The 22,463-nt window shown below is 59.5% G+C and carries 20 protein-coding genes and 1 riboswitch; of the genes, 5 read left to right on the forward strand and 15 right to left on the reverse strand.

Annotated features, from left to right (window positions below):
- The 4 genes from fabZ to bamA form a co-directional block, all read right to left on the reverse strand.
- Complete coding sequence (gene fabZ, locus ACZ46I_RS09185) at positions 1-453, reverse strand: 3-hydroxyacyl-ACP dehydratase FabZ (protein ID WP_464280598.1); 453 nt, start codon at positions 451-453, stop codon at positions 1-3.
- Positions 440-1,471 carry a UDP-3-O-(3-hydroxymyristoyl)glucosamine N-acyltransferase gene (lpxD, locus tag ACZ46I_RS09190; RefSeq protein WP_464280599.1) on the reverse strand — a complete coding sequence of 344 codons (1,032 nt, stop codon included), beginning with the start codon at positions 1,469-1,471 and terminating at the stop codon, positions 440-442. The genes fabZ and lpxD overlap by 14 nt, the downstream gene beginning before the upstream one ends.
- Positions 1,468-2,028, reverse strand: coding sequence for an OmpH/Skp family outer membrane protein (locus tag ACZ46I_RS09195; protein ID WP_226507678.1), 561 nt, complete (start codon positions 2,026-2,028; stop codon positions 1,468-1,470). The genes lpxD and ACZ46I_RS09195 overlap by 4 nt, the downstream gene beginning before the upstream one ends.
- Positions 2,029-2,292: 264 nt before the next feature.
- A complete protein-coding gene (gene bamA / locus ACZ46I_RS09200) occupies positions 2,293-4,548 on the reverse strand; it encodes an outer membrane protein assembly factor BamA (RefSeq protein WP_464280600.1) in 2,256 nt (751 codons plus the stop codon).
- A 97-nt stretch (positions 4,549-4,645) separates the two neighbouring features.
- Here bamA and mtaB point away from each other — a divergent pair, with 97 nt between their 5' ends.
- Positions 4,646-5,926: a tRNA (N(6)-L-threonylcarbamoyladenosine(37)-C(2))-methylthiotransferase MtaB gene (mtaB, locus tag ACZ46I_RS09205; protein ID WP_464280601.1), complete on the forward strand. Its 1,281-nt coding sequence runs from the start codon at positions 4,646-4,648 to the stop codon at positions 5,924-5,926.
- Between the two features lie 224 nt (positions 5,927-6,150).
- Here the strand turns inward: mtaB and ACZ46I_RS09210 are convergent, their stop codons facing one another.
- The 3 genes from ACZ46I_RS09210 to ACZ46I_RS09220 form a co-directional block, all read right to left on the reverse strand.
- Positions 6,151-7,452 (reverse strand): GGDEF domain-containing response regulator, encoded by a 1,302-nt coding sequence (locus ACZ46I_RS09210; RefSeq protein WP_013506226.1) that lies wholly within the window; start codon positions 7,450-7,452, stop codon positions 6,151-6,153.
- A gap of 20 nt (positions 7,453-7,472) precedes the next feature.
- Positions 7,473-8,504, reverse strand: coding sequence for a branched-chain amino acid aminotransferase (locus ACZ46I_RS09215; RefSeq protein WP_013506225.1), 1,032 nt, complete (start codon positions 8,502-8,504; stop codon positions 7,473-7,475).
- A 141-nt stretch (positions 8,505-8,645) separates the two neighbouring features.
- Positions 8,646-9,512 (reverse strand): PHP domain-containing protein, encoded by an 867-nt coding sequence (locus ACZ46I_RS09220; RefSeq protein WP_226507674.1) that lies wholly within the window; start codon positions 9,510-9,512, stop codon positions 8,646-8,648.
- Between the two features lie 172 nt (positions 9,513-9,684).
- Between ACZ46I_RS09220 and ACZ46I_RS09225 the strand changes: the two genes are divergently transcribed.
- A complete protein-coding gene (locus tag ACZ46I_RS09225) occupies positions 9,685-10,692 on the forward strand; it encodes a thiamine biosynthesis protein (RefSeq protein ID WP_464280602.1) in 1,008 nt (335 codons plus the stop codon).
- 27 nt (positions 10,693-10,719) lie between these two features.
- On the opposite strand, the gene ACZ46I_RS09230 is transcribed toward ACZ46I_RS09225, so the two are convergent.
- The 7 genes from ACZ46I_RS09230 to ACZ46I_RS09260 are packed head-to-tail and all read right to left on the reverse strand — an operon-like array spanning position 10,720 to position 17,834.
- Positions 10,720-11,688, reverse strand: a complete 969-nt coding sequence (locus tag ACZ46I_RS09230) for a threonine dehydratase (protein ID WP_226507673.1) — start codon at positions 11,686-11,688, stop codon at positions 10,720-10,722.
- Positions 11,685-12,542, reverse strand: a complete 858-nt coding sequence (locus tag ACZ46I_RS09235; RefSeq protein WP_464280603.1) for an HTD2 family dehydratase — start codon at positions 12,540-12,542, stop codon at positions 11,685-11,687. Before ACZ46I_RS09235 ends, ACZ46I_RS09230 begins: the two co-directional genes overlap by 4 nt.
- 45 nt (positions 12,543-12,587) lie before the next feature.
- Positions 12,588-13,331 carry an energy transducer TonB gene (locus tag ACZ46I_RS09240; protein WP_464280604.1) on the reverse strand — a complete coding sequence of 248 codons (744 nt, stop codon included), beginning with the start codon at positions 13,329-13,331 and terminating at the stop codon, positions 12,588-12,590.
- Positions 13,318-14,115, reverse strand: coding sequence for an ABC transporter ATP-binding protein (locus tag ACZ46I_RS09245; protein ID WP_464280605.1), 798 nt, complete (start codon positions 14,113-14,115; stop codon positions 13,318-13,320). The genes ACZ46I_RS09240 and ACZ46I_RS09245 overlap by 14 nt, the downstream gene beginning before the upstream one ends.
- Positions 14,112-15,098 (reverse strand): FecCD family ABC transporter permease, encoded by a 987-nt coding sequence (locus ACZ46I_RS09250; protein ID WP_464280606.1) that lies wholly within the window; start codon positions 15,096-15,098, stop codon positions 14,112-14,114. Before ACZ46I_RS09250 ends, ACZ46I_RS09245 begins: the two co-directional genes overlap by 4 nt.
- A gap of 4 nt (positions 15,099-15,102) precedes the next feature.
- Entirely contained in the window at positions 15,103-15,984 is an 882-nt protein-coding gene (locus ACZ46I_RS09255; RefSeq protein WP_464280607.1) for a cobalamin-binding protein, read from the reverse strand.
- Positions 15,984-17,834 carry a TonB-dependent receptor domain-containing protein gene (locus ACZ46I_RS09260; RefSeq protein ID WP_464280608.1) on the reverse strand — a complete coding sequence of 617 codons (1,851 nt, stop codon included), beginning with the start codon at positions 17,832-17,834 and terminating at the stop codon, positions 15,984-15,986. The genes ACZ46I_RS09255 and ACZ46I_RS09260 overlap by 1 nt, the downstream gene beginning before the upstream one ends.
- 105 nt (positions 17,835-17,939) lie before the next feature.
- Positions 17,940-18,120, reverse strand: a riboswitch (cobalamin riboswitch).
- Positions 18,121-18,460: 340 nt separating this feature from the next.
- Between ACZ46I_RS09260 and ACZ46I_RS09265 the strand changes: the two genes are divergently transcribed.
- Genes ACZ46I_RS09265 through cysS form a run of 3 tightly spaced genes read left to right on the forward strand, consistent with a single transcriptional unit; the run spans position 18,461 to position 21,524 of the window.
- Entirely contained in the window at positions 18,461-19,102 is a 642-nt protein-coding gene (locus ACZ46I_RS09265; protein ID WP_464280609.1) for a hypothetical protein, read from the forward strand.
- A 7-nt stretch (positions 19,103-19,109) separates the two neighbouring features.
- The gene (gene mltG, locus ACZ46I_RS09270) at positions 19,110-20,108 is read left to right on the forward strand and encodes an endolytic transglycosylase MltG (RefSeq protein WP_464280610.1); all 999 of its coding nucleotides are present in this window, start codon (positions 19,110-19,112) and stop codon (positions 20,106-20,108) included.
- 18 nt (positions 20,109-20,126) lie between these two features.
- The gene (gene cysS, locus ACZ46I_RS09275) at positions 20,127-21,524 is read left to right on the forward strand and encodes a cysteine--tRNA ligase (protein ID WP_464280611.1); all 1,398 of its coding nucleotides are present in this window, start codon (positions 20,127-20,129) and stop codon (positions 21,522-21,524) included.
- A 53-nt stretch (positions 21,525-21,577) separates the two neighbouring features.
- Here cysS and ACZ46I_RS09280 read toward each other — a convergent pair whose 3' ends face one another.
- Positions 21,578-22,462: a sensor histidine kinase gene (locus ACZ46I_RS09280; RefSeq protein ID WP_013506212.1), complete on the reverse strand. Its 885-nt coding sequence runs from the start codon at positions 22,460-22,462 to the stop codon at positions 21,578-21,580.
- Between the last annotated feature and the right edge of the window lies 1 nt (position 22,463).

Raw genomic sequence — 22,463 nt, forward strand, 5'->3', positions numbered from 1 at the left:
TCAGGTATCCCCGTTGACTTTGATCATGGCTTTGAGCTGGGATTCGCAGACCATCTCATCGTCCACAAAGGCTTGGGCTTCCAGCTGGCAGATGGCTCCCTTGCGTCTGGTCATGTGTATCTTGAAGGTCAGGGTATCGCCGGGAACCACGGGAACGCGAAATTTGGTTTTGTCCACGGTCATGAAGTAGATGAGGCAGTTATCCGTGCTGTGTCCTTCATGTTGCAGCAGCTTCAGGCCCAGTATTCCGCCCACCTGGGCCATGGCCTCAACAATCATCACGCCGGGCATGATGGGGTGGCCGGGAAAGTGCCCCTGGAAAAAAGGTTCGTTAAAGGTGACGTTCTTCATGGCCGTGATCTTCTGGCCTTCCAGGTCAATATCCAGAACCCGGTCGATGAGGAGGAAGGGGTAGCGGTGGGGCAGGTATTGCATAATCTCAGTCACGTTCATGGGCATTCCTTTCGAGCAGGGCAGCCAGAGTGCTCTCCAGCTGCTGTACTTTTTTTTGCAAAGCGTCCAGGCGCCGTATGCCGGCGACTTCCCGCTGCCATTGTTTTTGAGGGACTGCGGGATATCCCGCGTAAGTTCCCGGTTCATCGATGGATTTTGTGATGCCGCTCTTGGCGGCGAACATGGTGCGGCTGGCGACACTGAGATGGCCACTGACGCCACACTGGCCTCCCAGGGCCACATAGTCGCCGATGGTGGCTGAGCCGGCAAATCCACACTGGGCCGTAATGAAGCAGTGGGCCCCGATCCTGGCATTGTGCCCGATATGCACCAGGTTGTCGATTTTTGTTCCGCGGCCGATGCGGGCTTCGCCGAGCACAGCCCGGTCGATCACCGTTGAACCGCCGATTTCCACATCATCTTCAATGACCAGGGTGCCCACATGGGGGATCTTATGGTGAACGCCCTGGTGGGTTGCATAACCGTAGCCATCACAGCCCAGGACGCTGTTGGCGTGAACAATGACATTACTGCCAATGTGGCAGCCCGCATAGATCACGACACCGGGGTAGAGCAGGCAGTTTTTTCCGATGGTGACGCCCTCGCCCACATGCACGCCGGGGTGGATCACGCAGCCACTTTCAATGGTGGCCCCCCGTGCGACAAGGGCTCCACTGACAATGGCGTCTTCCGCCACGTGGGCTTCGGGGTGGATATGGGAGGGCAGAATATCCACTGGTTTTCTGGGGGGATGAAAGAGCCACAGCACCCGGGAGTAGGCGTAATAGGTGTCGCTGACGATAATCTGAGCCGCCGGGCACTGGGGATGGTGGCGATCCACCAGCACGGCTGCCGCCTGGGTTGTGGTCAGGTATTTCTGGTATTTGCTGTTAAGAAAAAAGGTGATGTGCTCCGGCCCGGCGTGCTGTATTTCCCGCACTCCGCTGACGGGGCGGTCATAACCGACCAGCTCCCCCTGTACATGGGCCGCGATTTCACTGAGGAGTATCGTGTTCACCGACGTGAGTTCCTTCCGTTTTGCTGCTGATCATAGAGTCTGACTATAATGCTGGTGATATCCTGGGCCTCATTGGCATAGAGGATGCCGCTGGTCTTCAGCTCGAAAATATAGCAGTAATTGTTTTCCTGGCCATACTGATGAACCAGGGCGCTGATTTCGCTGACAATACGGCTGGTGAGAGTGCGCTCCTGGGCTTCCAGCTGCCGGTTGGCATCTTCCACGAAGTTGCGCAGATTGAGCAGGTCCACGTTGTACATATCCACCGAGCGCTTGCGCTCTGACTCGGACATGGTGCCAAGGTTACTGTCAAGACGCTCCTTGACGCGCGCCAGTTCGGCTTTACGCTCCTCAATGACCTTGCGTTTCTGTTCAAACTCCTGCTTGACCTTTTCGATGGCCTGACTGCCGGAGCGGGAGCTGTCGATGGCGCGCTGTACGTCGATATAGCCGTAACGGCAGTCCCCCCCCTGCTGCGCCATGACGGTGGCCGGGATCATAAGGGCCAGCATCAGAAAGACGATCAAGATCTGTATGGTGCGGTGCTCTGTTGCCATAGAGAAACTCCTGGTCGGCCGTTTTCCTTTGTTGCCTATAGTACACCAGAAATTCGGAAAAGATAAGGAGACTCTTCGCGGTCTGCCTTGGGATATCTTATCAGAACGTAATTATTCACGGTACATTGGCAATCGTGCCAGCATTCCTCCCAGAGACGCTCACTTTCATCCATGGTTCGAGTCTCTGCCGCTCGCCATCCAGGCTCGCTCTCGGAACGCTGGCGCTCATGCGTAAAAATCGCAGGTTGGATGTGAATAGTTACATCAGAACATGGTTCCGATGGTGAAATCAAGGCGGCTTCGGCTTTCACCCGGCTCAGGGTCGACCTTATAGCCATACTCCAGGCGCAGGGGGCCAACGGGAGTCAGCCAGCGGATACCATAGCCGTAACTGCGCAGCACGTCGTCCAGGTAGTTCTCTCCGCGGTCGTAGACGTTCCCGATGTCGTAGAAGAGCACAAAGCGCAGGGAGCCGTCTTCGTTCAGGGGGTAGAGCATTTCCAGGTTCGTCAGGAAGCTTTTGTAGCCGCCCTGGGCTTCGCCTGTCTTATCCTTGGGCCCCACTTCGCGGAAGCGATAGCCGCGCATGGAGTTGATGCCGCCCATGTAGAGCCGTTCGTAGGGGGGGATCGAGGTACTGCCGGAGTGCCCCTCGGCAAAACGCATCTCCACGTTGACCGCGCCGATGAGTCTGGCCCAGAGCGGGTGGTAGATACTGTGAGTCAGGCCGTACTTGATGAAGTTATTGTCTCCGCCGATATCGCCACCGGCATACTCGACGAAGAGGGTTGAGCGGGTGCCACGCGTGGGCAGCCAGCGGTTGTCGAGGGTATTGCGGCTGAGGGAGGGCATGATGCTGCGGGTGGTGGCGCTGCCTTCCATCTCTTTGATGACATCGGCAGCCTGACTGTCCACATCGCGAATATTGATCTCCTCGTGCTTGACGCGGATGTTCCCCCGCACTTCTTCAAAGAGGGGGCGACCGAGGGTGACGGAGAACCCACGACGATGGTCGTCGTAGTAGGTGTACTGCCGCACCTGATCATAGAAGGAGAGCGAGAAGTTGATGTCGCGGTCAAACAGGTAGGGCTCCGTAAAACTCACGGAGTAGTAGGTGCGCTCGGAGCTTTTTTCCAGACTGAAGTTCAGCACCTGGCCACGCCCGAAGAGGTTCCCCTGGCTGACACTGGTGGTGCCGACAATCTTGTCCACGGTGCTGTAGCCGATACCCAGGTTGAACATGCCGGTAGGGGCCTCGCGTACATCGACGACAATATCCATTTCGCCCGGCTGATCGGTCTTGCGTTCCTGCAGACGCAGCTCTTCAAAGAAACGCAGGTTGTTCAGACGGCGCCTGGACTCATCGACGGCAGCGGCGCTGTACTCATCGCCCTCCAGCAGTTGCATCTGGCGTCGGATGACCTTGTCACGGGTCTTGTTGTTGCCAGTGATATCCACAAAACCGATAGTATAGGGTTCACCTGGCGTTATCTGGAAGGTCAGGTCGACGACCAGGTTATTGGAATCCATGGCATCCATGGGGCGAACGCTGGCATCGGCATAACCCTGATTCGCGAAGAGTCGGGTGATGGCAACGATGCTCTCGTGCACCCTGGACGAGTTGAAGTATTCACCTTCCTTGACCTTCATGGCCTCCTGCAGCTGCTCCTGGGTGACGAGATCGCGGGCACCGCGGAACTGCACTGTGCGCAGGCGGTAGCGATCTCCCTCTTGAATCTGGTAGCGGATGATATAGTTGCCGTTATCCTGGAGCAGATATTCGGGGCCGCTGATGGCGACATCCAGGTAGCCTCGGTCGAAGTAGAACTGCTGGAGACGCTGAACATCCATTTCCGCCTTGACCCGCGAGAGGTTTCCGCGCCCGGTGAGCCAGGAGTACCAGCGCTCTTCCCGGTTCTCCATATAGCGGTAGAAATCCTTGCGCTTGTAGGAAGCACCTTCAAAGATAAAGTCGGTGATACGCGCGCGGGTGCCCTCCTGTACGCGGAAGACGATGTCATAGGTGCGGGTGCTGGCGCGGAATGTGGACTCATCGGTGATGACCACATCCTGCATTCCCCGGCTGTCATAGATCTGTCTCAGCCCTTCGCGCAGTCGGGCGACCAGTTCGGGGCTGTAGATGGCATTGGGCTCCACAGAGAGCGCCTCTTCAATCTGGTCGGTTCGAATGCGTCTGTTTCCCTCTACGCTGAAAGAGCCAACACGGGGGCGTTCGACAAATACAAAGCGCAGCACCTCGTCGCCATCAACACTGGTGCGGTAGACACGGATATCCTCGAAATTTCCGAGCTGGTAGAGGCTCTTGATATCTTCGGTCAGAATGGTCGGGTCAAGGGCCTGGCCAGGCGAAATGCGGATGCGATCCAGGAAGGCACGGTGACTCATGGTGGTCAGGCCTTCGGTTTCTATGCGGTCTATGGGAGGAGCGGCCAGAGCAGAGAGGGAGAATGTGACACAGGCAAGAAATACAAGCAGAAATGTATGGAAATGCTTCAGCACAGATCCCTCCAACAAAAAATCGTGGGCCCTTATATCATCTTTCCCATAGCTGTGTAAACCGTGATATAAAGGGCAAACTTTTTGTGGAGCACGAAACATGCAGGCATTTTACATAAAGACCCTGGGATGTCGACTCAACCAGGCGGAATCAGCCATGATGAAAGAAGAACTTATCCTCAGCGGAATGCGCCAGGCAGAGCATCCCGGTCAGGCGGATTTTGTGCTGGTCAACTCCTGTACCGTAACCGCACGGGCCGATAGCAAGACCCTTGCCTACGCCCGCCGGGCCCGCCGCGAAAATCCCGCTGCCACCATCGCCATCATCGGCTGCATGGCCCAGACGGCCATGGAAGATCTGTTGGCACTGCCCTACGTGGATATGGTCTTCGGGAACCAGGAGAAAAATGCCCTGGTCACCACGCTGCTGCGTCAGGTTCCCCACAGTGTCGGGGTGCTTTCGGAGCACAGTGCTCCCCTGAAGCTCATCGCCCAGGCCAGTGGCGATGAACGGGTGAACCTGAAGATACAGGACGGCTGTGATAATACCTGCAGCTACTGCCTGGTGACCATTGCCCGTGGCCCCAGCCGCAGTATCGAAATGGAGCACGTCTTGGAAACAGCGGCGGAGCTGGCTCACACCTTCGACGAGATTATCCTGACCGGCGTACACATCGGCAGCTACGGGAAGGATCTGGCGGAGCCATCCAGCCTGGGGCGCCTGATGGAGCGCCTGCTGGAGATACCCCACCTGGGACGGCTGCGCCTGTCCAGCATTGAGCCTGCGGAAATCGACGAGACTATCCTCGGGCTGCTGAACCACCCCAAACTCTGCCGCCACCTCCATATTTCCCTGCAGAGTGCCGATGATCGTATCCTGGCCCTGATGAATCGTCATTACCGCTGGTCGGAGGCTCTGAAGGTCATGGAACAGGTGAAATCCATTGACCCGTTCCTGAAAATTGGCACCGATATCATCGCGGGGTTTCCCGGTGAGAGTCCAGCCACCTTCGAAAGCATCTGCCAGCGCATTGAAAGCTCCCCGCTGGACTATCTCCATATCTTTCCCTTCAGCGGGCGTCCCGGCACCCAGGCAGTGGATCTGCCCGACCAGTGCCCGGACCATGAGAAACACGCGCGCGTGCAGCGGCTGCAGGCGGTTGCCGCGCACCTGCAGGAACGATTTCATCGATCCTGCCTTGGCCAGCAGCGATGGGTTCTTCTGGAGAAGGGAGCGGGGTACCTCAAGGGTGAGACGGACAACTATATCAGCGTCCGTTTGAGGGAGAACCCCACTGGCCGCTCAAAGCAGCTGGTGCGACTGAGTGGCCTGGCGGACGATGGTCAGTCCATGGAAGGGGAAATCGTCACCGGCAGTTGAGGGCCGGTGATATCTCAGGACGTACCGTTCGCACTCCCGCAAAAGCGGGTTGTCGGCGTCTGCTCTGATGAACTGCTGAAATGAGGGAGTGGCTCTGTACAGACGGCGTCTCACGAAAAGAGAAATACCCGATGAGTCAAGCATGCAAAAGCAATACGGTTTCCGCGTGGTCAACATCAGAGCAATAATGTCTGAACCCAGGACGACAAGATGCCAAACCTGACTCAGGAGTGCTCGATGCGGTTGCGGCCGTTGTTCTTGGCTTTGTAGAGGGCATCGTCGGTGCGCTTGATCAGCTCGAAGGAGGTCAGCTCGTTGTTGAACTCCGCAACGCCGAAGCTGCAGGTCAGGTGTTCAATGAAGTCGAAGATGTGGCTGTCGATGGTCTCGCGAATCTTCTCTGCCAGAGCGCAGGCCCCTTCAAGGCCGGTCTCCGGCAGGAGAATGATGAACTCCTCGCCACCGTAGCGGCCAAAGACATCGGTGCGGCGCATGTGGAAACTCACCAGGGTGACGACTTCCTTGAGCACATAGTCACCCACCTGGTGGCCATAGGTATCGTTCACCGGCTTGAATCGGTCGATGTCGAACATGACCAGGGAGAAGGTGTGGTTGTAGCGCACCGAACGGGCGATTTCACGCTCCAGCTCCTGGACAAAGAACTTGCGGTTGAGGATATCAGTGAGGGGGTCGCGCATGGCCAGTTCCTGGAAGCGCTGCTTCTCCATTTCCAGCTCAGTTACATTGGCAAAGGTCACTACACAGATCTGGTGGGCTACATCAGGGTTGGCGGAAGCGGAAATGAGATTCGCCCTCACGATGTAGGCCTGGGCGTCAAGTTTCAGCTGTTCAGGGCTTTTGACAAAGACAATGTGCTCCTGATCCGGGTTCTGCTGAACCTGTTGCAGCCAGGTTTCACGGCCTTCCTGGGCGTAGAAGACGCCATCTTTTTCCACAAAGAAGTCACTGAGCTGGCTGTGCTCCGCCATCAGGTCAGGCAGGCAGGTGTAGCCCAGATACTGCAGGAACGATTTATTCATGTAGGTGATCTGGTTATTCACAAAGGTGGCAATGAAACCGGGGCTGTTGTCCAGAATGGCTTGGATAATGCGGTTCTGCTGCTCCAGCTCGCGTTTTTGCAGCAGGGTCTGGGCAGCGCGGTCGATGGCCGTGAAGAGCATCTGGGTGCGCAGGGGCTTTTTGATGTACTTTTCAATGCCCAGGTCGATGGACTCCATCATGAAACTGGAATCATCGTAGGCCGTGGTGATTATGATGGGGGTGGTGATGTCGATGGCCTTGATGTGCCTGGCCAGTTCCAGACCATCCATGACCGGCATTTGAATGTCGGTCACCACGACATGGGGGCGGTGTTTGCGGAACAGCTCAAGTCCTTCCTGCCCATTGGATGCCACATGAACCTCTCTGGCCCGCTTCTGCAGAAAGCGGGTCAGGGTATGGCGTATTTCGTCTTCGTCTTCCACATAGAGAATGGAGATACGGCTCATGTACTGGAAATCGTCCAAGGGGGCACATCCTTCCCGGGTTATATGACCTTGTGCAGCCAGTGGGAGAATTCTTCGTCTTTGCCCAGCTGAATGTCAAGCAGACGTTCATAGAGGCGGGTCGTCATCTGACCGGCGGAAACTCCATCACCAAACTGGTACGTGCGCTCGCCACTGGTCACGTGGCTGATGGGAGTGATGACAGCAGCAGTGCCGCAGCAGCCGGCCTCCACGAAGTTTTCCAGCTCGCTGAGGGCCACTGGCCGCTGTTCCACCTTCATGCCCATACTCTGGGCCACCTCAACCAGCGAGAGGCGGGTGATGCTCTCCAGAATCGATGAGGACACCGGTGTGATCAGGGTATTGTCAGCGGTAATGCCGAAGAAATTTGAAGTTCCCACTTCGTCAATATAGGTGCGGGTGGTGGCGTCCAGGAATATGGCTTCGGCAAAACCCTTCTGGCGGGCTTCCTGACTGGCCAGCAGGCCTGCAGCATAGTTACCGCCCACCTTGACGTTGCCGGTTCCGTGGGGAGCCGCGCGGTCATAGTCGGAAACCATCAGGTGAATGGGCTTGAAGCCATCTTTATAGTAGGGGCCAACGGGGCTGCAGTAAACCGTGAAGAGAAACTCCGAAGCCGATTTCAGCCCCAGGTTGTCGCCGATGCCCAGATAGAGTGGGCGCAGATACAGTGAAGCTCCATGGCCATAGGGGGGCACAAAGGCGTAATTTTCACGGACAACACGCTCCAGTCCCTCCATGAAAATATCAGCCGGAATCTCCTGCATCAGCAGGCGGCGGGCAGAGCGGTTGATGCGGGCTAGGTTCATGTCCGGGCGGAAGAGCACCACGTCACCGCTGGCAGTGGTGTAGGCCTTTAGCCCTTCAAAACACTGTTGCCCGTAGTTGAGGGCCTGTGAGCCCTCCGGCAGGGTGATGTTCTTGTCCGCTGACATATGGGCATCCCAGGAACCATTGCGGTAACAGGCACGGTAGCGGCTGCCGGTGTCCATGTAACTGAACGAGAGATTGCTCCAGTCGAGTGATGCCTTGGTCTGGGGAAACGCACACATATTCAATCACCTATGCCTTGAACTCAGTTCCCGTATTCGGGGTAAAACGTATCATAGCCAATTGCGCACCACGAGAAAAGTCTTTTCTCATGGCAGGACCGTTCAAAACACTTCCGCCGGGAATTCTTTCCATATGCACTTTTATTGATGTTCACGGTACCACTGACGCATCTGTTCCAGCATTGCGTACTCAAGCTGCAGACTGCCGTCGCCACGACCAAGCTCTATGCCTGGCCGGTTTTGTCCGTGATAGTCGGAGCCGCCGGTGACGACAACCTGAAGACTTCTGGCGATCCGACAAAACAGGGTGCGCTGGGATGGGCTATGGAACGGATAGTGGGCTTCAACGCCGCCGAGCCCCTTGCTCACAAGATTTTCAATGAAGGGATAATATTCGCTGTGTCCCCGCAGCGGCAGAGTACCCGGATGGGCCAGCACGGCATACCCCTGGTGGCTGCGGATCAGGTCGATGGCCTGCTGGGGATTGAGACGCTCCTTGGGCACATAGGCCTTGCCACCCGGACCCAGATAGCGGCTGAAGGCTTCGTTGATGGATCGGCAATGACCGGCAGCCATCAGGGCCTGGGCCATGTGGACCCTGCCCACCACATCGCCCTGTGCCAGGGCGCTGACGTCCTCAAGCTCAATGGCAATGCCCAGACGCTGCAGTTTGGTGATCATGGCCAGGTTGCGTTCCTCCCGGGCCTCCATCATGCAGCTGAGCGCCTCTTCAAAGCCATCGGAAACGCCATCGAAGAAGTAGCCGAGGATATGCACGCCCAGCGGTATGGTGCCGCGCAGAATGTGCAGTGCCGAAATTTCCACTCCGGCGATCCCCTCAACGCCACAGAGCGCGCACGCCTGCATGAAGGGCTCAACCCCCGCCACCGTGTCGTGGTCGGTGAGGGCCAGGGCCGACAGATGGGCCTCGGCAGCGCGGCTGGCCAGCATTGCTGGCGAATCGGAGCCGTCGGAAGCCGTGGAGTGTGCGTGCAGATCGATGGGCATCAAACCCCCCGGAAAAAAATATGGCGAATGTCTATCGAATTTGTTATGTTTCCGGCGTCCCGTTTCCGGGTATCCGGACGTTGTCAGGAGAAATGCTGGCAGTTTTCTCCCCGTGCCTGGCGACCATATCAGGAATACCTCACAACACTCTAACGAATCAAGGTGTATATCCATGAAAAAACCGAAAGTACTGGCAGCGTACAGCGGTGGCCTCGACTCAACCCTGGCGGCCCGTGTCATGGTGGAGCTGGGCTTCGAAGTGCTTGCCATCCAGTTTACTTCACCCTTTCTCGGGCGCAGCTACCTGAAAGAAAGCCCCGAAGATTATATTCGCGCCAAGGAGGCCACCATCGGCTGTACCCTGCGCCTGGTGGATATGGCCATCCCCCATATCGGCATCGTCAGGAATCCCCAGTATGGCTACGGTTCCCAGGTGAACCCCTGTATTGACTGCAAGGTTCTCTTTTTCAGCACCCTGCGCCGCATGATGGAGGAAGAGGGTGCCCTGGCCATAGTGACCGGCGAGGTGATGGGCCAGCGCCCCATGAGCCAGATGCCGAAGTCCCTGCGTCGCATTGAAAAGCTCGCGGGACTGGAGGGGAAAATCGTGCGCCCCCTGAGCCAGCAGCTGATGCCCGAGGTGGAGCTGGAAACCCTGGGACTGCTGGACCGGGAAAAACTCTACGCCTTCAAAAATCGCAGTCGCAAGCCGCAGATGCAGCTGGCAAAGGAGCTGGGGATCACCGAATACGCCAGTCCCGCCGGAGGATGCTTCCTTACCGATCCAGGCATGGCGCGACGCATTCGCCACCTGATGGAGAGCCCCTTTGAAGAGATGGATGAGGCCACCGTGCGCCTGAGCATGATCGGTCGCCAGCTTATCCTGGATGAAGCCCGCCTGGCCATCGGCCGCAATGAAACCGAGTGCCGCTACCTGCCGCATCTGCTCCGGGAGGGGGACGCCTTCCTGCGCATGGAAGATGAGCGCGGCGCCGTCGCTATCCTGCGCGGCAAGCAGAGCCCTGCCAACCACGAACTGGCTGCGCGCATCCTGGCCCGCTATTCGGCGCGCAGTGTGGAACGTGGCAGCCGTGTGCTCATGGAGTACCGGGGGCAGACCACCATGTTCCCGGCCGATCCTGTGGAAGAGCAGCGTCTTGAAAGGCTGCTGGTGGTCTGAGCGCCACTGCGGCCTGCGGTCGGTGGATCACCATTGGTCCAGTGCCCGCATCAGCAGTTCTCGATCGATATTTCCCCCGGTCAGGAGCACGGCAACGCGCCTGCCCTGATTGCGGGGCCTCTCCTGCAGAGCTGCCGCCAGAGCGGCGGCTCCCGCCCCTTCCGCCACATTGTGGGTGCATTCGTAGAGCATGCGTATGGCCGCGGCAACCTCCTGGTCGGAGACTTCCACAATGCGCTCCACTGCCTTGCAGATAACCTCAAGGGCCATTGGCTCCGGCGTCCGGCACGCCATGCCGTCGGCCAGTACTGTTGAAACGGCAGCTTCCGTCATCTGCTTGCGGGTAAAAGACTCGCTGTAGGCCCGGGCGTGGGATGACACCACGCCGACAATTTCCGTGGCAAGCCCCAAAGCCTCCCGCGCCGCCACCATGGCGCATATCCCCGATCCAAGTCCAATCGGCACATAGACGCGCTGCAGGTCAGGGACAGCGCGCAGCAGTTCCAGCGCGCCCGTTGCCACTCCGGCCACCAGCAGGGGATGGTAGGAGGGAACCAAGTGCAGATCGCGCTCTGCGGCCAGCTGCCGCGCGTACTCCAGGGACGCCTGGAAGTCTGCGCCATGTTCGATGAGCGTGACCCCCTGGGCTCCCATGGCGGCATTCTTTTCCCGGCTGTTGCCATGGGGCACGACAATGGTGGCCGCAATTCCCGCCAGGCGCGCAGCCAGACCCACCGACTGCCCATGATTGCCCCTGGTGGCGGCAATCACGCCATGGGGGCGAGCTTTGCTGGCAGCCAGATCGGCAAAATAGACCAGGCCACCCCGCACCTTGAAGGCACCCACGGGCGTGTGGTTTTCGTGTTTTACCCAGATGTCGGCGCCAAACTCCCGGCACAGCAGCGGCCAGCGGTACTGGGGTGTGGGCGGCATGGAGCGGTAGACGACGGACGCCGCCTGTTCCATGGCATGTAAAGCTGGAAGTGATGGCTTCATGGTGTCTCCTTGGTTGCCTGGGCTTCCATGGCGACGCGTCCGTCGGGCAGAACGGCCAGCAGGGTCGCTGCGCCATTGGTCAGCCGTGTCTCCATGGAGATGGTGTCGCCCAGAAATGCTGGATTGAGGGCGCGGTAGTGGAACGATTGCATATCTCCCTGAAGGCACTGGCGGGCCAGCCCTGCCAGCAGCGTGGCAATAAGGGGCCCGTGGATGACCAGGTCGGGATAACCCTCTTCGCGCCGGCAGTAGTCGGCATCGTAGTGGATGCGATGGCCGTTGAAGGTGAGGGCGGAGTAGCGAAACAGCGTGGTCGCAGCGGGGGTGAAGGTTTTTGCCCCGGATGAGGGGGTGTACGGTGTTTCCGGCAACGGGTCACGCTGACCCACAGGTCGGGGCTGGCGGTAGACGATGTCATGCTCTTCGCGCAGCAGCAGCTGGTCCTCGCGGCAGCGCAGTTCATGAAGCACGGTGACGAAGACCAGCTCGCCCCAGCTGCGGCTCTGCTTGTGCTGCACATCCAGTACGCGGGAATGCTTGTGTACGCTGTCGCCGATGATCAGGGGGCGGAGGAACTCCACCCGGCCACCAGCCCACATGCGGTTGCGCAGGGGCACCGGAGGCAGAAAGTCGCCACGGGGGCCATGTCCATCGGGGCCAAGGTCAGCAGCGTGAGCTCCTTCGCGAAAGTAGATCCAGTGCCACAACGGAGGCAGGGGTTCGCCTGGTCGTATGGCATTCCCATGGTCGATGGTGGCAGCCATCAGCTGTGCCTGGCGAATATCCAGGGTGTCTTCATCGTGTTGCTGCCTGCCAATCCAGCTGCGCAGGTATTCCATATTCACGGTTTTCATAGGTTGCCCCAGGCAGGTGAAAGAGTGGGCTCCAGGGAGCCGGTATCAGCGTAATACAAAGCGCACGGGGATTTCAACCAGACTGGACATGGTGCGGCCACCCAGCACTGCCGGGCGATAGCTGGAGGCGAGAGTGGCTTCCATGGCACTGCGGTCCAGCACCTGGTAGCCGGAGGTCTGAACGATTTCCAGGTCAGAGATCTGGCCCGCCTCGTCAATGATGGCCTGCAGGATGACGGTGCCCTGCCAGCCCTGGCGGCGGGCCAGGGCTGGATAGACGGGCTGAACCTGTCGGTGGTAGTCGGGGCCGCTGGGGCTGCCGAAGGTGGCTGCCACGGGTGCTGGGGCGGCTGATGCCTGTGGGGGTGCCACCAGGGTCGGGGTGCTCACTGGGGCCGCCTGCCTTGGCTGCTCGGTGCCTGCCACATTCATTGGCACGCTCTCAGAAGCAACCGCCTTCTGGGGCTTCCGTGGGGGCGCGCTGATTGTGAGGGGCTCAGGTGTCGGTTCCCGCGTCACTTGGGGCGCGGTCTGTTTGGCGGGTTCGGCAATGGTTGTCGGTGGTTCGGGCTGGGGTGGTGTCCCAGCCATTGCTGTTTCAGCCGGTGGCTGGGGGCGCTTCAGCAGGTGTACCATCACCTGGTTCTCTGTCTGCCCGAGTGTCAGCGTCGAGGGCAGCTGCCAGCTGTTGGCTGCCAGCAGCAGTGCCACGCTGTGCAGGCCCAGGGAGAGTGCCATCCACCACTTCATGGTCGGGCTCAGCAGGCGGTCCATTTCAGCTGCTCCCATGGCTGCGCAGGCTCCCCAGGGGGGTGACCCGGGGCGTGCCGCTGTGGGGGTTGATATCGACGGCCACGTGCACCCGCAGGGCGCTGGCCAGGTGTTCGGGGGTATAGACCTGGGTGGGAGTGCCGCTGGCCACGATCTGCCCGGTGGCGTTCAGCAGGATGATGCGGTGGGAGGTGGCGGCGGCCAGGTCCAGGTCGTGGGAAACCTGCACGATGGTGGTGGACTGCTGGCGGTTCATGTGTTGCAGCAGCCGGGCCGTATCCCAGCGGTGGTCCAGATCCAGGGAGCTGGTGGCTTCATCCAGCAGCAGCACCGTGGCCTGCTGGGCCAGGGCACGGGCCAGGTAGACCCGCTGGCGTTCGCCGCCACTGATGCGCATGATGGACTTGTGGCGCAGGTGGACGATGTCGGTGGCCTGCAGGGCCTCTTCAATGGCCTGCTGGTCACTGGCTCCCATAGTGCCCGTCAGCCCCAGGCGGGCGAAGCGGGCCATGCTGACCATCTCCTCCACCGTATAGCCAAAGAGGGGCTGTTCCGACTGGGAAACCACGGCGCAGCGGCGGGCCATTTCCCGGCGCTTGATGGCATGGGGCGGCTGCCCCTGCCAGCTCACCGTGCCCTGCTGGGGTTTCAGCACGCCGCGCAGCAGCTTCAGCAGGGTGGATTTGCCGCAGCCGTTGGGGCCAAGGATGCTGACGATCTCCCCCTGGCTGATGGTCATGGTGATGTCCCGCAGCACCGGGTTCGGGCCATAGGCAAAGTGCAGGTTTTCAAGGTGAATCACAGGTGCACCTCCCGCCGCCGCAGCAGGTAGAGGAAGCAGGGAGCGCCGATGATGGCGGTGATCACGCCCACGGGCAACTGGGCCGGGGCGAAGATGGTGCGTGCGATGGTGTCGGCCAGCAGCAGAAAGGTCGCCCCCAGCAGGGCCGAAGCGGGCAGCAGGAAGCGATGGTTCGGCCCCCACAGCAGGCGCACCACATGGGGAATCACCAGCCCCACAAAGCCGATCAGTCCCGCCAGTGCCACCGCCGTGGCTGTCAGCAGCCCCGCCGCAAAGAAGATCCCCAGCCGCGCCCAGGCCACACTCAGGCCCAGGTCAGCCGCGCTCTCCTCCCCCTGGGTGAAGATATCCAGAGCGGGAGCCATCAGCCACAATCCACCACAGGCCAGCAGTACACCCACAGCACCCGGCAGCAGCCAGCGGGTGTTTTCGGCGCTCAGGTCGCCCGCCAGCCAGAAGATGGCCCCGCGCACACTGTCGGCGGGCATGCTCCACAGCACAAACAGCAACAGGGCCGCCGCCAGGCTGCCCACCATGACACCCGCCAGAATCAGGGTCGGGGCCGCCGTGCGCTGGGTGCCCCCCACCAGATAGACCACCAGCAGCGCCAGCAGGGCACCGCCAAAGGCCAGGGCTGGCACGCTGAAGGTGAGCCACATGCCGAGGGCAAAGGCGCTGACGGCTCCCAGGGCGGCACCACCGGAAACTCCCAGAATATACGGATCGGCCAGAGGATTGCGCAGAACCGCCTGGAATGCTGCCCCCGCCACAGAGAGGGCGGCCCCCACCAGGAGGGCTAAAAGGCTGCGGGGCAGGCGGATTTCCTGCACGATGGTGCGATGAATATCCTCTGTACCCGTGCTGAACAGGGCGCTCCACACCTGCCCCGGCCCGATGTCGTAGGGGCCGGTGGTCAGGGATATACCCAGGCTCAGCAGCAGAGCCAGGGACAGAATCGCGAGGGACAGGGTGGCGCGCAGCATATGCCTACTCCTTCCCGTGCAGGGCCTGGTGCAGGGCTTCCAGACCCTGAACCAGGCGGGGGCCGGGGCGATGCACCCAGTCGGAGTGAATGCTGACAATGCGGTTCTGCTGTACGGCCTGCAGCTGGGGCCAGGCCAGGAAGTATTCGTGGGAAGTGGAATAGGCGGTGTGGGGCGTGGCGACAATCACCTCGGGATCGATGGCCAGCAACCCCTCGATGCCCCAGGTGGGATAGCGGGAAGGGCCGTCGGGCACCACATTGATGCCACCCGCCACCCGCAGCAGGTCGTCGGTCATGGTGCCGGGTCCGGCCACCACCAGGGGATTGACCATAACGCTGAAGAGCACACGGGGCGGCACCTTACCGGCAGCCCGCTCCTCCACCGCGCGGATGCGCTGTTCCATGGACGTTGCCAGCTCTTCCGCCTGGGCAGCCCTGCCCGCCACACGGCCCACGCCGCGCAGGGAAGCAACCACTTCCGCCATGGTGCCGGGATTGACCACATAGACCGCAATGCCCATGCGCTGCAGGCGCTCCACAAAACCGGGCCGGTGCATCTCCGCCGAAGCGAAGACCAGGTTGGGGCGGGCGGCCACAATGGCCTCCAGGCTGGGGTCCGAGTAGGCCCCCATCTGGGGTTTGCGGCGCGCCTCGGCGGGATAGTCGCAGAAGTCAGTTACGCCGACCAATTGCCCATCGGCCCCGATGGCGAAGAGGATTTCCGTCACACTGGGCACCAGGGAGACAATGCGCTGGGGTGGGCTGTCCAGCCGTACGCTGCGCCCCATATCATCTGTCCACTGGCCCGCAACGGCAGACCAGTGGAGGGTGGTGAGGCACAGCAGGACCAGCAGGGCCCGTATGGTGACAGTCCGGCCGTTCATCAGAAGCGGTAGCTGGCGTACAGATAGGCGCTGCGGCCGGGGGTGTTATAGGTCGCCACTTCTTCGTACTCCTTGTCCAGAACGTTTTCTATACGGGCCTGCAAGAGCCAGTTGGGGGCAATGTCATACTCGCCCCGCAGGTGCAGCAGCCCATAGCCGGGCAGGCGCACCGTGTTGGCCCCATCGTCGTAGCGCTCGCTGAAGCCCTGGGCCGTAACGCCCACGCGGGCCTTGCCGAAGTCGCCATCCAGGTTCACCGTCGCCATCTGCTCCGCGCGGCGGGCCAGAAGATTGCCCGAATCCCGGTCTTTGGGATCCTGCAGGGTAATGGCGGCGCTGATGTTCCACTGGCTGGTCAGCCGGTAGCCCCCATCCAGTTCCACCCCGTCAATGCGGGCGCGACTGATGTTCTCCGCTGGCCAGCCGCTGATCATATTGTCAATTTCCGTGCGGAAAATACTGGTGCGCCAGTAGGCATTCGGCAGGGACTGCTGCAGCGAAATCTCGTAACTGGTTGATTCCTCAGGTTTCAGGTCGGGGTTTCCACCGCCCCAACCCCAGGGATCGGGGTAGTACAGCTCGTTAAAGGTGGGGGCGCGGAAGGCCGTACCATAGTTCAGGTCCAGCTTCAGATCGTGGGGAAGGCGCAGGCCATAGCCAGCGTTGTACGTGGTGTGGCTGCCGAACTGTTCATTATCGTCGTAGCGCACACCCACCAGGATGCTGTGGTTCATATGCTCCAGCTGGTACTGGGTGAAAAGGGCGCTGTTATCGCGGCTGCGCTCGTCGTAGTCCGTGTCGCTGCGCACCTTGTCCTTCGTGTAGTCGTTACCGATGGTAAGCACGTCGCTGTCGCGCAGGAAGAGGTCGCCCTGCACGCTGAACTGCTGTTGTTTGGTGTCAAAGAGGCTGGAGAAAGTGCCATCCAGAAAGTTTTCTGAACGATCCTGGCTCTGGCTGGCCTGAGCAGTCACACTGAGCGTATCTGTGGGCAGCAGGTGCAGGGTGAGGCCCAGGGCCTGCTGAATAAAGTCGGCAGAGTTCTGACTTGTGCCGTCATACTCGCTCTCACCCTCGGCATGCAACCCGGTGAATTGCAGGGAATTGCCCGGTGAAAACTCATGGCCGAAGCGCACACTCAGGGAATCCTCCCGGTAGCCATCCTTGTCCGGTTCATCGGGGGTATTGCCCCAGCCAAAAGCGTCGGGGACATCGTTCTTCTGGGCATCAATGCCGTCACTGCGCAGGTGCCCGATACCCAGGCTGTAGTGGCTGTTGCCGCTGGCCGTGGCAAAAAAGGCCCGCCCTTCAGCAGTGCCGTGGCTGCCACCGCCCACCGTGACCTCGCCCCGCGTACCGGCCTCGCCGCTGCGGGTGAACACCTGAATAACCCCACCCACGGCATCGGCCCCATAGAGGGTGGAGCGGGGACCGCGTACCACCTCGACGCGGTCAATCTGACTGAGGGGAATATACTGGAGGGAAGCGGCTCCCGTAGTAGCCGAACGAATGCGGATACCGTCAACCAGCACCAGGGTCTGGTTGGTGCTCGTACCCCGCAGATAGATACTGGTGTTTGTCCCCAGACCACCATCCTGATTCACCTGCACCCCCGGAATGGTCGCCAGCAAATCGGGCAGGCTCTGGTACTGGCCACGCTCAATCTCCTCGCGGGTGATAACCGTGACCGAAGCCAGGGTTTCATCCACGGTCTGGGCCGTGCGGGTGGCGGTGACGACGGTGGTCTCCAGTCTGACGGGGGCTGCCTCTTCGGCAAGGACGGATACCGCTGCAAAGGACATCAGTGATGCACTGATGGCAGCGGGATACAACAAGGAACCAATACGCATGAAAATGCCTCCTGTGTATCCCGGTTGTGGGGAGGACGCAGGAGGCGTTATGGCTGTGTTCAGCAATAGACCTGCAGCACCCACCTTCCATACCCGGGAAGGATAGTGTAGTGACCCTTTCCGGCAGGTCTCCTGGCTCACGATTCGTCCTCCGGATCGCCTTCCCGGCCCGTGGCCAGTGGCATGTGATCCCTTGTCGTCGCTTACAGTGGCGGGTCCGCGGGGGATTTACACCCCTCTTCCCTTTTCATCCACACCTGTGGACACCGGAAAAAAGCTCGAACAGCTTAAAGAGTGCAGCGGGGGGATGTCAAGTGCTCATCACACATGGCGCTTGAGTGCGGGCGGCAGGGAAACCGGAGAAGTGAACCATGGAAAGCACGGAGGGCACGAAAGGAACCGCGAATGGAAAGGCAGGGTCTCACCCCCGTTCGCTGCGCTCACGGGGGTCGCAAAGCCCGCCAAGGTAAGGCAAGGGAGATTAACCACGGAAGGCGGCACCAAAAGTGGGTGTCCTTTTATAGTAGTGTTCTCGTTTTAAACTGTCCTCTTGACGGGAAAGCTTACCTCATTACTTGCATTTTCCCCGATATTTCCCGTATCTTGGCGCGATGAAAATTGCACCCATGAACCATACCAACCAGGTATTCCTCCACTTCCGAAGCCAGGGCAGCAAAGTTGAGCGCTACGGACTGGTGGAGCATACCGGAGTCCAGGCCATTGCGGGAAGCCTCTTCCATGAATGGATAAGAACTCCCGAAACCTCTGACATTTCCTCACTGGAAGGCATTCCCTTCTGTTACAGCGAAAACATCTACTTTCTTCAGAGCGACGGACAGGTCACCCACCATAAATCCGCGGCCCACTTCCGGACGGATATCCTCGCGCCCTCCATGGGTGAACCAGTTCTCCATATTGCCCTGGTTTGCGGCAATCGATGCGGCTATGGCTCAAGCAGCCAGATGCGTATCCTGGGGTTCACATGGCTGGCAGACCACCAGTGCGCAGCCTCGCCCTGTTATGCTGCGCAGACGCTACAGCTTTCGAGCTTCCTTCTGTGTTCGGCTCCCAAAGCCCTGGAAGTGGAGACGACAGCAGGCAGACAAGTGCTTCCCTTCGACTCCGGGATGCTTTTTCCTCTGGCAGGACAGATGGGAAGTGCGTATACTTTTTACCCCGGAGATATCATCGCCCTGCCGGTTACTCCACCAGTTCCCCCTGTGACCGCCGTCTTCTGCGGCAACCACAGAGAACCCCTGATCAGGTGAAACCCACATGAAAGCCCTTGTACTGACAGTGCTGGCCCTGCTGCTTCTGGGGGCCCCACTAAGCTATTATGCCTATACCTCCATCATTCACAGGCCATTGCCGCTGGCAGAGCCCGTTATCACAGAAATACCCCGTGGCGCGTCCCTCAACCGGATCGCTTCCATCCTCGAAGAGGATGGAGTGCTGCCGTCAAAGCTCCCCTTTGTGCTGTACAATCGCCTGCACCGCAACACCCTGAAAAGCGGAGAGTACCTGTTCCCCGCTGAAATATCACTGGCAGGCGCGTCGGCGATACTCATGCAGGGCATCCCCTATCAGCGTTCATTCACGGTCACCGAAGGAACAACCTATCGCGATATCCTCATGAGCGTTGACCAGAACCCCATCCTCGACGCCACCCTCTTCCACCAGCTTGTCCAGGATGCCGTGGAAGCATCAGCGCTCTTCTCCACCCCGGAAGGCCTGCTTTTCCCCGAAACCTACGCCTACTCGCGGCACAGCGCGGAGACACAACTGGTGCAGCGCATGAGCAACACGACGCTCCAGCACCTTGAGCGCTACCAGCGCCCCGGATGGAGCAAGATGGACATCCTGATCCTCGCTTCCATCATCGAAAAGGAAGCGGGCAACCGTGATGAAATGCCCCTGATCTCCTCGGTCTTCCATAACCGTCTGGAGCGGAGAATGCGGCTGCAGGCAGACCCAACCGTTATCTACGGTCTGGGGGATGACGACGTCCTGGAGGATCGCCTGCGCCGCAGGCACCTGGAGCAGGATACCCCCTATAACACCTATACCCGCCATGGGCTCCCGCCCACGCCCATCTGTTCGCCCTCCGAAGCCGCCATTGCCAGCGCCGCCAATCCCGCGCAGACGAACTACCTGTATTTTGTCGCGGCCCCGGGGGAATCGGGCCATGTATTCAGCACCACCCTTGCCGAGCACAATCGCCATGTCCAGCGATACTGGGACTTCATACGCTCCCAGCGCGCCAATCAGCCATAAACCAGCACAGGAGCAGCCATGATACGCCTCTACAACACCCAGAGCAGCAGCAAGGAAGACTTTATCCCCATAGAGCCCGGCAAAGCCCGCATCTATGTGTGCGGAGTCACCACCTATGACCACTGCCACATCGGTCACGCCCGCAGCGCGGTCGCCTTTGACAGTATCCGCCGCTATCTGAGCTATCGCGGATTCGAAGTCACCTTTGTCAAGAACTACACGGATATAGACGACAAAATCATTAACCGAGCCCGCGAAAATGGCGAAGAGTGGAAAGCGCTGGCCGAGCGCTTTATCAGCGAGCACGACCGCGATATGGCGGCGCTCTATGTGCTTCCGCCCACCATCGCACCACGGGCCACTGAGCACCTTCCTGAAATGATTGCCCTGATTGAAAAGCTTCTGGACAACGGCTACGCCTACAAGGGTGGTGATGATATCTTCTTCCGGGTTCACCGCTTCACCGAATATGGCAAACTCAGCCACAAGGCCCTGGAAGACCTGCAGAGCGGCTCACGGGTCGAGGTTAATCCCCTCAAGGAAAACCCCCTTGACTTCGTCCTCTGGAAAGGCAAAAAAACAGGTGAACCCTCATGGGAGGCCTCTTTTGGCGCCGGGCGTCCCGGCTGGCACATTGAGTGCTCCGCCATGGGCCACAAACACCTGGGCCGCGTCTTTGACATCCACGGCGGTGGCAAGGACCTCATCTTCCCCCACCATGAAAACGAGATAGCCCAGTCCCAGGCCGGTTACGGCTGCGCCCCAGCCCGCTACTGGATTCACAACGGCTTCGTCAACATCAATAACGAAAAGATGTCAAAGTCCCTGGGGAACTTCTTTACCATCAAAGAGATCCTGCAGCACTATGACCCGGAAGTCCTGCGCCTCTTCCTGGCCCAGACCCATTACCGCAGCCCCATCGACTTCTGTGAAGAGAACATGACCATGGCGCGCCAGGCACTGGAGAAGCTCTACCGCTTCCTGGAGAACTTTGAAAACCACGAAGACACCCGCACCTCGGGTTCCATCGCCCCTGTCCTCAGTGACATCACGCGGAAATTCGAGGAGGCCATGGATGACGACTTCAACAGCGCCCTGGCCCTGGCGAGCCTCTTTGAAGGGGTCCACACCCTCAATAAACTCAATCCCTCCAGCGCTGATGCCAAGGGCATCTATGACACCTACTGCCGCTTGGGCGACGTACTGGGAATCTTCCAGTCTCTGCCATCACAGTGGTTTGCCAGGCAGAGCACTTCACAGCTCAGCGCTGATGAAATTGCCGCCCGCATTGAAGCACGCAATGCCGCGCGCCGCGATAAGGATTTCGCTACCGCTGATCGCATCCGTGACGAACTGCTGGAAAATGGCGTGGAAATCAAGGACTCAAAAGAAGGAACAAGCTGGCGCTATCGCTGAAATCCATCAAAAAAAACCCCCGCCCTTCCGGACGGGGGTTTTTGCATTTTCATTCAGAACGCCTCGAACATGAAGTCATTGCCACCGTCGGAGGTGTCTTTCACCTCACGATCGTCCTTCAGGGGCAGGCTCACCGTGAACACGGTACTCTTGCCACCGGGGGCGGAAGTACAGTGAACACTTCCGCCAAGCAGATCGACCAGGCCCCTGGCCACATTCAACCCGAGGCCAAGGCCTTTCTGTAAACGGGTTTTCCCAGAGTGATACTGGTAGAATTTCTGAAATATATGCTCAAGGTGCTCCTCGGGGATCCCCTCGCCGGGATCTTCCACGCTGACCAGAATCCTGTCGCCTTCCACCGTGCCGCGAATGCGGATCGTGTCGCCACCATAGGAGTACTCACACGCATTGGACAGCAGGTTCATCAGCACCAGCTGCATTTTCCCGGCATCCGTGACCAGGGTCCCCTCCGGCAGGTCTATGGTACTTTCAATGCGCAGCTGCTTCTGCTTGACAACGTACTGCAAAATAGCCAGGGCATCTTCTATCAGACTCTCAAGACGCACCTTCACGTATGCATTCCGGGTCTCGCCAGCCTCAAGTTCAGCGGCGGCAAATATGTTTTTCATATGGAAATCTATGCGCAGAAGCTGCTGGTGCAGGTGGCTTCCAGTCGCCACCACATCGGTATTCCCGATATTCTCCACAAGCTGCTGGGACTCCTGGAGCAGCGAACTGATCGGAGTACGAAATTCCGTTTTGATAAGGGAGATAAACTCACTCTTGATGGTTTCGGTATGGCGAATCTGCTCATTGAGACTCAGCAGACGCCGAGTCATCTGCTCCATTTCCAGCAGTGAGGCACTCTTTTCATTGAGGCGCCGCTGCAGCTCCTTGACAATGGAAGCATCTTCAAGCTGGTTCAGTTCCTGTGCCATG

This window comes from Desulfurispirillum alkaliphilum (assembly GCF_055378285.1).